At 50.2% G+C, this 12,330-nt stretch carries 9 protein-coding genes; 8 read left to right on the plus strand and 1 reads right to left on the minus strand.

Features of this window, described 5'->3' with window-relative positions:
* The first annotated feature begins 51 nt into the window (after positions 1-51).
* The 8 genes from rpsB to H6F72_RS14095 all read left to right on the plus strand — a co-directional run bounded on the left by rpsB (position 52) and on the right by H6F72_RS14095 (position 10,659).
* A complete protein-coding gene (gene rpsB, locus H6F72_RS14060) occupies positions 52-846 on the plus strand; it encodes a 30S ribosomal protein S2 (RefSeq protein ID WP_190436517.1) in 795 nt (264 codons plus the stop codon).
* Positions 847-958: 112 nt separating this feature from the next.
* Complete coding sequence (gene tsf, locus H6F72_RS14065) at positions 959-1,618, plus strand: translation elongation factor Ts (RefSeq protein WP_190436520.1); 660 nt, start codon at positions 959-961, stop codon at positions 1,616-1,618.
* A gap of 137 nt (positions 1,619-1,755) precedes the next feature.
* Complete coding sequence (locus tag H6F72_RS14070) at positions 1,756-2,712, plus strand: hypothetical protein (RefSeq protein ID WP_190436524.1); 957 nt, start codon at positions 1,756-1,758, stop codon at positions 2,710-2,712.
* A gap of 36 nt (positions 2,713-2,748) precedes the next feature.
* Positions 2,749-5,307, plus strand: coding sequence for an ATP-dependent DNA helicase RecG (gene recG, locus H6F72_RS14075; RefSeq protein ID WP_190436527.1), 2,559 nt, complete (start codon positions 2,749-2,751; stop codon positions 5,305-5,307).
* Between the two features lie 81 nt (positions 5,308-5,388).
* Complete coding sequence (locus H6F72_RS14080; protein ID WP_190436530.1) at positions 5,389-6,102, plus strand: DUF305 domain-containing protein; 714 nt, start codon at positions 5,389-5,391, stop codon at positions 6,100-6,102.
* Between the two features lie 136 nt (positions 6,103-6,238).
* A complete protein-coding gene (locus H6F72_RS14085) occupies positions 6,239-9,313 on the plus strand; it encodes an ATP-binding protein (RefSeq protein ID WP_190436533.1) in 3,075 nt (1,024 codons plus the stop codon).
* 553 nt (positions 9,314-9,866) lie between these two features.
* Positions 9,867-10,172, plus strand: a complete 306-nt coding sequence (locus H6F72_RS14090; protein WP_190436535.1) for a WGxxGxxG family protein — start codon at positions 9,867-9,869, stop codon at positions 10,170-10,172.
* Positions 10,173-10,374: 202 nt separating this feature from the next.
* Positions 10,375-10,659, plus strand: coding sequence for a WGxxGxxG family protein (locus tag H6F72_RS14095; RefSeq protein WP_190436538.1), 285 nt, complete (start codon positions 10,375-10,377; stop codon positions 10,657-10,659).
* A gap of 100 nt (positions 10,660-10,759) precedes the next feature.
* Here H6F72_RS14095 and glpK read toward each other — a convergent pair whose 3' ends face one another.
* Complete coding sequence (gene glpK / locus H6F72_RS14100; protein WP_190436541.1) at positions 10,760-12,265, minus strand: glycerol kinase GlpK; 1,506 nt, start codon at positions 12,263-12,265, stop codon at positions 10,760-10,762.
* Positions 12,266-12,330 lie beyond the last annotated feature (65 nt).

A 12,330-nucleotide genomic window follows, 5' to 3' on the forward strand; every position in this document is an offset into this window, starting at 1 on the left:
CAGAAATACACCTGGATGGAGGATTAACCCGAATCAGGAGTTCAAAAAAATATGCCAGTCGTCTCTTTGGCTCAAATGATGGAGGCAGGCGTTCACTTCGGGCACCAAACCCGTCGGTGGAACCCCAAAATGTCTCCTTATATCTACACCTCTCGTAACGGTGTTCATATCATCGACTTGGTGCAAACTGCCCAGTTGATGGAAGAAGCATACAGCTACATGCGAACTGCGGCTGAACAGGGCAAAAAGTTCCTGTTTATTGGCACCAAGCGGCAAGCAGCTGGGATTGTGGCTCAAGAAGCGGCGCGTTGTGGAGCATACTACGTCAACCAGCGTTGGTTAGGCGGCATGCTCACCAACTGGACCACCATTAAAACTCGCGTCGATCGCCTTAAAGAGCTAGAGCGTCGCGAAGAAACTGGGGCCCTAGACCTACTGCCTAAGAAGGAAGCTTCTGTCCTCCGCCGAGAACTAGAAAAGCTCCAGAAGTACCTAGGTGGCATTAAAGCCATGCGTAAAGTTCCCGATGTCGTTATCATCGTGGACCAACGCCGGGAGTACAACGCGGTTCAAGAGTGCCTCAAGTTGGGCGTTCCCATTGTTTCGCTCTTAGATACTAATTGCGATCCTGACTTCGTAGATATTCCTATTCCAGCTAATGATGATGCCATTCGGTCCATTAAGCTAATAGTAGGTAAGCTAGCGGATGCGATCTATGAAGGTCGTCACGGTCAGCTAGAGGCTGAGGAAGACTACGAAGACTACGAAGGTGCGGAGGACGACTTCGACTACGAAGACAACGATACTTCGTTCCTGCCAGAGGAAGAAGCTGAAGCTGAAGCATAGTTATTTCGATAGCTATTACCAAATGAACTGCGATCGCAGTTCATTTGACGCAGCTTTTTTAGAGTTTTCGCGTTCAAGGTCTCAATCGAGTTGAAGTAGGAATCAAGGCAAAATGGCGGACATCTCTGCACAAAGCGTGAAAGAGCTGCGCGAAAAAACTGGCGCAGGCATGATGGACTGTAAAAAAGCCCTTACCGAGAATGGTGGGGACATCACCAAAGCGACCGAGTGGCTACGGCAAAAAGGTCTCGCTTCTGCTGGCAAAAAAGAAGGACGAGTTGCAGCGGAAGGTTTGGTTGGTCAGTATATCCACACGGGCGGCCGCGTCGGGGTTCTGGTAGAAGTAAACTGCGAAACTGACTTCGTAGCTCGCGGCGAAACGTTTCAGACCCTGGTTCGCAACGTAGCTATGCAGATTGCAGCTTGCCCTAACGTTGAGTACGTCAAGGTGAGCGACATTCCCGCAGACATCGCGGAGAAGGAAAAAGCGATCGAAATGGGTCGCGATGACTTAGCTGGCAAACCAGACAACATCAAGGAAAAAATCGTTCAAGGTCGTATTGACAAGCGCCTGAAAGAAATGACTTTGATGGATCAGCCTTACATTCGTGACCAAAACATCACGGTGGAAGAGTTGGTGAAGCAAACTATTGCTCAGACTGGTGAAAACATCCAAGTTCGTCGCTTCGTCCGATTCGTTCTAGGTGAAGGCATTGAGAAGCAAGAGAACAATTTTGCTGATGAAGTTGCAGCGATGACTGGGACTAAGTAAAAGTTTTAGCTTGCAGCTTCTAACATCCGCAAGGATCGACTGAAGCGTAGTTTGGATAGTAATGTGAAGACAGGTCAAGCTCACCACTCTGACCTGTCTTTCCTCTATTTGGGGGCTTCTTGACCATAGGCAAGAGAATGGTTAGATCAGTTGAACAAATTGAACGTGATATTGCTGCATTAGAGCAAATGCTAGCAGGTATGGCTGATGAGTTTTATAGCGTTGATTCTGGCTATTTAGCAGCGTTGGGGCAGGCGGTTAAACAACAGCTAATTTTGGCAAGCTATCATCTGTGCACTCAAGGGTATCCTCAGCAGTTTTTGTGCTTGTCCTTTAACCAAAGGCATCAATTACAGCAGTCTTTGAAGCAACTGGCTAAGCAAGCCCAAGAAGCTTTATTGGAGCAACTACAGCGCGTTGGTGAGACCCAACCTGAGCAGCAGTCTACCGATAAACCAGCCGAGCCTGAGGAGTTCTCTCTCGCTTCGCTGGATGTAGCGTTGACAGAAACTGTCGAGAAGCAGTGGCTTGCTAACGTGGCCGAACCTCAAACTGTGGAGCCGCAGCCAAAAGAATCAGAAGCTCCAGAACCCGAAACTCTAAAACCCAAAAGCGAAGATGCCGAGTCCCAACGCCTGACACCAGAACGGTTAGTCCGGTGGCGAGAAGGGGTGGAACGGGCGATCGCTCGAACTTTGAGCCAAGTTTCGAAAGAGGCAAATCATCTATTTCAGCAAGTAGACATCTTGCCAAAAGAGCTGCCAGAAGTTTTACTAGAGGCGGCTTCTAAAGCAGAAGAGGCGACAGACTCAGTAGCGAGTACACCAAACTTGCTGAATTTGTTGGTGGAGACTGTAGATGAAAATCGGCCTGAAGCAATGCCATCAGGACTTTCTATCACTCATATTGTGGCTATTCATTTGCGTCTGGCAGAAATTGAGTTTACGGATAGCACCGTAGCGGTGTGGCGACAGAAACTACGGAATTTATCCGGGCGGTTGCAATCTCTTGGCAAGGAATACCAAAAGAAGCAACGAGAACGAGCGATCGCAGAAGCTGAATCTGCTTGGCGTGCCAGTTGGTTTGAGGATTAAATCGAGATTCGCTGTCCTACTTAATCCAGGATTTGTATGGAGGATGCAATTGAGCAATTGGCTTTGCCCCAACCTGAAATAGTGACCCCAACCTCCACAGCGGCAATTCCATCTTCCTCGCCGCCTGATTGGGTACGGCTGCAAAAAGCCTTGGCCGTGGAAGCAGAGCATGGCTTTAATGATTTGGTGGGTAAGCAGTCTCGCTTCAGTGAATTTCTCGCTCAAAGCTTGCAGCAGGCTCCAGAAATTTTGCCGAGTCGCGATCGCAGTCGTTGGCAGGAGATGGCGGGCCAATTTACTAATTACTCCGATCTGAGTTTTGCCCAGCGGCAGCATTTAGTGGCCGATACGCGGCGGTTTCTTTATCAAGTGCGGCAAACCTGTGAGCGGACGAACCAAAGTAGTGGCGCTGAAAACGGGCTGGCAGCGTTAGAACCGAAGCCAAAACCTCCTAAAACTGCCCCACTAGCCGAGTCCCAGCGAGCCATTTCTCCCGATGAACCCCTGACTTACTTACCTGGAATTGGCCCCAAGAATGCGGAACGGCTAGCCAAGCTGGGACTTTATACGGTTCGCGATCTGCTATTTTATTACCCTCGTGACCACATTGATTATGCGCGGCAGGTTCAGATTCGTGACTTGGAGGCTGGGGAAACGGTGACATTGGTGGGCACAGTCAAGCGCTGTACCTGCTTCAATAGCCCCCGCAATGCCAAGTTAACCATTTTTGAATTAGTGGTGCGCGATCGCAGTGGGCAAATTAAGCTGAGTCGTTTCTTTGCAGGGAACCGCTATCGCAATCGAGGTTGGCAAGAGCAACAGAAACGGCTCTACCCACCGGGTGTGGTGATTGCGGCTTCTGGCTTGGTCAAGCAAAGCAAGTACGGCATGACTTTGGAAGATCCAGAGATTGAGGTGCTGGATCATTCGGGCAGTAGCATTGAGTCGGTCATCGTGGGACGAGTGGTGCCGATCTACTCATTAACCGAGGGAGTTGGGGCAGATTTAGTTCGCAAAGCAGTGATTGCGGCGTTACCTGCAGCCACTCGTCTGGATGATCCCTTACCGGAGCCATTACAGAAGCAGTATGAGCTAACTGGATTGGCAGAAGCGATCGCGCATATTCATTTCCCACCCGATAGTGCTGCCTTAGATATGGCCCGTCGGCGTTTGGTGTTCGATGAGTTTTTCTATTTGCAGTTGGGGTTGCTGAAGCGTCGCCAGAGCCAGCGCCAAACCCAAGCGAGCGCTATCTTGGCTCCCACTGGGCAATTGATTGATCAGTTGTATGAGTTGCTGCCGTTTCAACTCACGGGTGCTCAGCAACGGGTGATTAATGACATCCTCAACGACTTGCAGCAACCTGCCCCGATGAACCGACTGGTGCAAGGAGATGTGGGATCGGGGAAAACTGTGGTGGCAGTCGTGGCGGTTTTGGCAGCGATTCAGGCGGGCTACCAAGCAGCGCTGATGGCTCCGACTGAGGTGTTGGCAGAGCAGCATTATCGCAAGTTGGTGAGTTGGTTTAACTTGATGCACTTACCCGTCGAGTTACTCACAGGCTCAACCAAGACGGCGAAGCGACGGCAAATCCACGCCCAATTGCAAACGGGTGAACTGCCTTTGTTGGTGGGTACCCATGCCTTAATTGAAGACCCAGTCACCTTCCAGCGCTTAGGCTTGGTGGTGATTGATGAGCAGCATCGCTTTGGGGTGCAACAACGAGCTAGATTGCAACAAAAAGGTGTCAATGGCATCCCTCATGTCTTGACCATGACGGCGACGCCCATTCCCCGTACCCTGGCTCTGACGCTCCACGGTGATTTGGATGTGAGCCAGATTGATGAGTTGCCACCCGGACGCAAACCCATTCAGACAACGGCTCTGACCGCCAGCGATCGCACCCAAGCCTATGAGTTAATTCGTCGCCAAGTGGCTCAGGGTCGCCAGGTGTATGTAGTGTTGCCCTTGGTGGACGAGTCCGAGAAGTTGGATCTAAAGTCTGCGATCGAGGAACACCAACGGCTGCAAGAGCAAATTTTTCCAGAATTTCAGATTGGGCTACTGCATGGCCGCATGACTTCGGCGGAGAAAGAGGAAGCGATTAATCAATTCCGCGACAATCAAACCCAAATTTTAGTCTCAACAACAGTGGTTGAAGTCGGTGTGGATGTTCCCAACGCCACGGTAATGCTGATCGAGCATGCTGAACGTTTTGGTTTGTCGCAGTTGCACCAGTTGCGCGGGCGCGTGGGTCGAGGGGCAGACCAAGCTTTTTGTTTGCTGATGAGTAGTTCCAAGGCGGAAACTGCGCGGCAACGCCTGAAAGTATTAGAACAATCGCAGGATGGCTTTTTTATCTCAGAAATGGATATGCGCTTCCGAGGTCCGGGAGAAGTGCTAGGAACTCGCCAATCTGGATTACCTGACTTTGCTCTAGCCAGCTTAGTTGAAGACCAGGCGGTGCTGGAAGTGGCGCGGGAAGCCGCCGAGAAAGCGATCGCCAAAGATGCTACGCTCGATCGCTGGCCGCTAATGCAAGCAGAACTAGAATATCGCTATCAGCGGCTCATGGGTGGAGCCATCTTTACCTAAACCCCGATTGACACTCCAGTTGGTTAGAGCGTTGACAATCCTCTGTAAGACACTTATTGAGTTGCACTGGAACTAATATTTATGCAACCCCCTACTTCTAGAGCCAAACCTCCGGCTCGTCTACTCACGGCGATCGCCTTCACGGGCAGTCTTCTCATCAGCTGTGCTTCCACCTCCGAAACCCAAGCACCTACCCCAGGAGCCACTACGAGTTCAGCCGCCAATCCCTCGGCCAGCCCCCAGGCTCAGGGGATGAACCACGCGCACCCAGGCTCAAGCCATAATACCGCTCTTGATCTAGGGCCCTCTGAAGCTAATTATGATTTGCGTTTCATTGATGCCATGATTCCTCACCATCAAGGCGCGATCGCGATGGCTAAAGCAGCCCAACAGAAAGCCCAGCGGCCTGAGCTGAAGCAGCTTGCAGCAGCGATCATTCAAGCTCAAACTCAGGAAGTTACGCAATTGCAGAAATGGCGGCAACAGTGGTATCCCGAATTTGACAGCACTCCGATGGCTTACGACGCAGAGAAGCGCAAGATGCTACCGATGTCTGCCCAGCAACAGGCAGCGATGATGATGCATCAGGACTTAAGTGCATCCGGGAGTGAATTTGATCAGCGGTTTCTCAGTGCCATGATGCCTCACCACGCAGGCGCGATCGCGATGGCCCAAGACGCTTTGCAGAAGTCACAACATCTGGAAATCAAGCAATTAGCCCGAAATATTCTTACGACTCAAAAAGCAGAGATTCAGAAAATGCAGCAATGGCAAGCCGCTTGGTCTCAACCCTAAGCAAATTGGCTGCAAAAACAAATGTAGTTGCGCTAGCTAAGAGCGATCGGTCTCACACTTTCTTGTTCAATCAGGGTATCTCTGTATGTATAGCGATTTATAGCGATTCAAAACAATTTGCAGGAAGTCGGTCACTGTGCGGCAGTTCCAATTTTTTTCCCTTCGCACCAAACTAATCTTGGCTTTTTTGGGAGTAGCGCTGATCCCGCTGCTGTTGCTGTCTTGGCTGAATAAACATACGGCTCAAGTTACACTCACCAACACTGCCAACCAAGCTTTGTATGCCGCAGCCAGCCAAACTGCTTTAACCCTGGATGCTTTTATCACTGCCAACTTAGATGCAGTTCGAGTGGATGCGCAACTACCCGGTTTAGCTCAATATCTGAGTCTCCCGCCAAAGGGACGCTCCAACAGTGAGGCTGAAGCAGAAGCTGCTGCCATCCTAAGTACCCTGACTCGCCGAGATTCGCTCAACATCCTGTCCTACACCTTGTTCGATCGCCAGGGCCGTAGTGTGTTGGCCACGAACTTGAAGGATATTGGCCGCAGTCAGGCTACCGATGACTACATTCGGCAACCTTTGCAAACTAAATTTCCTTACGCTTCACCGATCCGGGTCGGCAGGGATGGTTTTACCAGCCTTTATTTCAGCAGCCCAGTCCGTAATGCCAAAGGCACGATTGTGGGTGTACTAGCTGTTCGCTACAATGCCGCCGCCATTCAACAGCTAGTCGCCCAAAATAATGGTTTAGCAGGTGCTCAATCTTTTGCTGTTTTATTGGACGAAAATCACATTCGTCTGGCTCATGGCATTGCTGCCGAATTGATATTTAAGTCTGTAGTGCCGTTACCTGCCAACAAAGTGAAGGCCTTGATCGAGGCGGGACGATTGCCGCAGCGACCTCCATCTGAACTGGCTACTGACTTACCTGCATTTGAGCAAGGACTGAATCAGATTACCTGCAAAGCAGTCAGAACTTGCCCACCCACATACTTCACTACGGCACTTACTGGGGTCAATCATCAGCTAAGTGCCGTTGCAGCGGCTAGACTCAGAACCCAGCCTTGGTTCGTGATTTTTGCGCAACCTCAGCAAGTTTTTTTAGCTCCGATTTACGCTCAAGTTCGGGTAGCGCAGAGATTAGCAGTTTTGATTGCGATCGCCGTGATCATCATTGCGATCGCGATCGCTCAATGGCTTGCCCGACCTTTAGTCCACTTAGCGCAACGAGTTGCTCAGTTTACAGCAGGGCAGCTTAATGCTCGGGCTCATATCGTATCGCAGGACGAAATTGGCAGCTTAGCGACCAACTTTAATGCGATGGCGGAGCAAGTTGGCAAACTCTTCCAAGGGTTGGAGGAACGCACCCATGAGTTGGAAGCGAGTCAACATGTCACCTTCGCTGTGAGTGAGTTATCCAAAGCAATTGTTGATCCCGAATCACTTTTGCAAGAAGCCGTCACCTTGTTGCAGACTCGCTTCAATTTGTACCATGTGCAAATTTATTTATGGGAGCCAGCTACGCAACAACTTAGCCGCCAAGCGGGAGCCAGTGAAGCCGATATCTCTTGGCCTGCTCATCGAGAAATTAGCATCCGGTTAGATTGTCCTGATAGCTTAGTTGCCTGTGCCGCACGCACCCAGAGGTTAGCCGTTGCAGAGTCTAGGCGTATTACTGAGGCGATCGCCCCTGATTTAGCTGCTTTGCCAATGGGCACAGAAGCGGCTGTACCGCTGGTCGCACGAGGGCAACTGCTCGGCGTTCTCGACATTCAAGACGTTTACACCGATCACTTTAGTGCGATTGACCTAGACACCTTCAAAACCCTAGCGGCCCAAATTGCGATCGCCTTAGAAAATGCCCGCCTGTTTGAACAAATCCAGAAAACCGAAGAGCGCTTTCGGCGTATTTTTGAAGATGCTCCGATTGGCATGGCGATCGCCAGCTTAGAAGACGAGCAGTTGGTTCAGGTGAACAAAGCCTTTTGCCGCATGTTGGTTTATGAGGCCGAGGCGTTAACTCAGCTCTCGTTTAAGGACATCACGCATCCAACCGACCTGAGCAAAGATTTACGCTTGTTCCAGCAAATGGTGACAGGGGCGATCGCCAGTTACCAGATTGAGAAACGCTACTTGAAACAAACTCAGGAAGTTGTTTGGGCCAACCTAACCGCCACCTTAATTCGGGACCAGCAAGGTGGTGCCAGCTACAGCCTCGGCATGATTGAGAACATTACCGAACGCAAACGAGCGGAAGCAGCGCTACGCCAGTCAGAAACGCAATACCGAGAAAAGGCTCAACAACTACAGGAAGCCCTACACGAACTACAGCAGACGCAAGCCCAACTCGTGCAAAGCGAGAAAATGTCCAGCTTGGGGCAACTAGTCGCTGGAGTGGCGCACGAAATTAACAACCCGATCAACTTCATCTATGGCAACCTAACCCACGCCAAGCAGTACCTCCAGGACTTGTTTAAGTTGCTGCACCTTTACCAAACCCACTATCCCCATCCTGCTCCTGCCATTCAGACCACAACCCAAGAAATTGATCTGGAGTTTGTGGGGGAAGATTTCGATCGAATTCTGGCTTCGATGCAAGTGGGCGCGGAACGAATTCGGCAGATCGTCCTCTCCTTAAGAAATTTCTCTCGATTGGATGAGGCAGAAATGAAGCCAGTCGACATCCATCAGGGGCTGGATAACACTTTGGTGATTTTGCAGAATCAACTGAAGCCCAGACCAGGCCATTTAGGCATCGAAGTGATTAAAGAATATGGTCAGCTTCCTTTAGTTAACTGCTACGCAGGACAACTGAATCAGGTCTTTATGAACTTACTGACCAACGCGATCGACGCTCTGGAAGCGCGTTGCACCCATCAACCCTTGCAAGCTGGCGTGGCTCTAGTTGATCAAGACGCTCTGGTTACACCTCCCAAGATTTGGATCAGCACTGCGGTAGTAGAGCCTAATCAAGTCATGATTCGGGTTGTGGATAATGGCCCAGGTATGACCGAGAGAACCCGACAGCGCCTCTTTGATCCCTTTTTTACAACTAAAGAAGTGGGGAAAGGGACAGGCTTAGGATTGTCGATTAGCTACCAAATTGTAGAAAAACATCAAGGACAATTGCGTTGCCTTTCGGTACCTGGAGAGGGCGCAGAATTTATTGTGCAAATTCCTATACAACCAGCCCCTAAATTGAATTCTTAACTTTTGTCAAGAAAATGAGTTGATAGCTACTTAAAAATCACTTTTAGCGGCTTGTAAATGAGAAATTGCCATTAATATCTCTAATTTATCTCTAAGTAGCCTAAAAATTCTCAGCTAATTCTCAGTTAGTTTTCAGCTAGTTTTCAGCTAGTTCTGAATGGTAGTAAACGGATCTATTCAGCTCATGATACCTGCCAGTTGCAGATAGAAATTTAACGACAGGATTGGGCTAGGTTTATTACTAATAAACTCACCTATTTCGGAAACTGTTGCTGGGTCTATGATCCCCAATTTTTATTGAAATTTAAAGGGGTGCATAGAGGTATTTGGCGTTTGCGAGTCTTGCCTCTTATGACTGACCAGTGACGCAATTTCTATTTCTTGAGTGAGAGTTAAATGGACTAGCAGATTACAGCTAGAGAGCGATTCGCTATCGATTGGGAACCGGTAAATTGTTCAGTATCGGTGCCATCTAAACCGAAGAGTTTTTCAAAGCTTGAATTATTTCTTAAAGCATTCGACAGACATTACAAAGAAAAAAGGAATTTTAACCATGAAATCTGCTGCTCTATCTAAATTTATCGGTGCTGGTGTACTTAGCCTTAGCCTTGCTGCACTACCTCTAACCTTGCCTGCTGGTGCTCAAACTGATGCTGGCACCTCCACCACTTCTGGTACAGATACAACTTCTACCTACAACAATACCGACACTGCTACTGAAGGCGATCGCGACTTTGACTGGGGTTGGTTGGGTCTGCTCGGTTTGGCTGGTTTGGCTGGTTTAGCTAAGAAGAGCCACGAAGAGCCTACTCGTTACCGCGAACCTGAAGAAGTCAGCCGCACTGGAACTCGCTACTAATCCATAGAGTTGTCGTAGTTAGCGGTTATCTCTCCAAAGGCCAGGGGAGAGCTGAGGTAAAACTCTCTTCTTCTCTGGTCTCTTCTCAGAACTTTGGATTTGCTCTTGAAACGCTAACTTCCACCCTAAGGTCATATTCAAGCATTTAGTTGCTTAGCTGCATTGCATCCCTTCGCTAGAAATTTTTAGAGGATTTTTGACCATGAAACGGACTACTCTATCTAAGTTAGTTGGTGCTGGTGTGCTGGCTGCTAGCCTTGCTGTTGTGCCCCTGAGCCTCCCTAGCCACGCTCAGACTGACAACAACGCAAACAACAACCCCACTCTAGACACAACGCCTTTCCAAGAAACCAAAGATGACAACAACAATTTGGGTTGGTTGGGTTTGATTGGTTTGTTAGGTCTAGCTAATCTCTTCCGCAAGCCGAAAGAAAATGTTCGCTACCAAGAGCCCGATGTCGTTAGCCGCACTGGTTACAGAGAGTAAGCGATCGCGCTCTGCCTAGGATTTTTATTCGCGTAAATCTCCCTTCCCCCTCGTTATTTTCCGGTTGTATCGGATTATGGCGAGGGATTTGTTATGGAGGCTACTCGGCCCAACTTTTTGCCCTAGACAATGCTTTTTGCCAGGTGGTGAAGTTTTCTAGCGCTGCTGTGGCGGCTTTCGGCTCAAAGACGCGATCGCTCTGGCGATTATTAACTAGGGCCGCGTAGTCTTGCCAAAAACCGGAGGCTAAGCCCGCAGCAAAGGCCACCCCTTGCACAGTCACATCCCGGACTACCGGACGCTCGACCGGAATCCCCAACACATCTGCCTGAAATTGCATGAGGAAGTTGTTGTCGCAGGCTCCCCCGTCTACCTTCAGTCGTTGTACCTTGGTGCTACTACAAGCATCCACCGCCTGCACCACTTCTTTGACTTGGTAGGCGATCGCCTCTAAAACGGAGCGCACCAGATGTTCTCGCTGGGCTCCTCCTGTAATGCCGAGAAAGGCACCACGAGCGCTCATATCCCAGTGCGGTGCCCCTAAGCCACTCAAGGCAGGCACAAAGTAAACGCCACCGTTATCGCTCACCTGAGCAGCCATTGCTTCCGTCTCTGCCGCAGTCTGAATTAGCTTCAGCCCATCGCGCAACCACTGAATGCAGGCTCCGGTGGTAAACATGCTGCCTTCGAGGGCATAACCCACCTCCGGGGCTCCAGTCTGATCAGCCCGAGTCCAAGCCACGGTTGAAACCAATTGTCCTGGCGATCGCCGGATTTCCGCTCCTGTATGAGCGACGAGAAAACAACCTGTACCGTACGTACATTTGATTAAACCTGCGCGATCGCAACCCTGCCCAAACAAAGCCGCTTGCTGATCGCCCAAGATGGCAGTGATAGGAATTTCAACTCCTAGTAACTGAGCATCGGTCACACCAAACAAACCTAAGCTGGGTCGTACTTCGGGTAAAAGATGGGCGGGAATGCCAAATATGTCGAGCAGCCGAGCGTCCCACTGGCGCGATCGCAGGTTGAATAACATTGTGCGGCTGGCATTACTGTCATCTGTGGCATGCACCCGTCCCCCCGTGAGGTTCCACAACACCCAAGTATCAATCGTCCCTGCCAGCACATTGCCTAGATCAACCTTGCCCGCCGTATGGTCTAGGAGCCATTTCAACTTAGTGGCGGAGAAGTACGCATCAATCACTAAGCCCGTGCGATCGTAAATTTCTGGGGCGTAACCCTGCTCCTGTAACTGGTGACACAAAGGGGCAGTTCGGCGATCTTGCCACACGATCGCAGGATGCAAAGGTTGTCCGGTGGTTTTATCCCACAGCAGGCAAGTTTCTCGCTGCACGGTCAATCCGATCGCAGCAATCTCAGTGGCGGCAATGCCTGCTTGCTGTACTGCTGTTTGCATCACCCAACAGGTATCTTGCCAAATCTGTTGCGGATCATGCTCTAGCCATCCGGGCTGCGGGTAGTACTGGGTCAATTCTTTGTAAGCCTGCCCGACAATTTTGCCATCGTGGTTAAACAGAAAGGCTCGATTGCCCGTAGTGCCCAGATCTAGCGCCAGAATGTACTTTGCCGATGGATTGCTCATGAGTTGCTTACTGGTGTATCAACCAGCCTGCGATCGCTTGTCCTCATTATCCGTGGGAGACGCAG

The organism is Trichocoleus sp. FACHB-46 (genome assembly GCF_014695385.1).
Taxonomy (GTDB): domain Bacteria; phylum Cyanobacteriota; class Cyanobacteriia; order FACHB-46; family FACHB-46; genus Trichocoleus.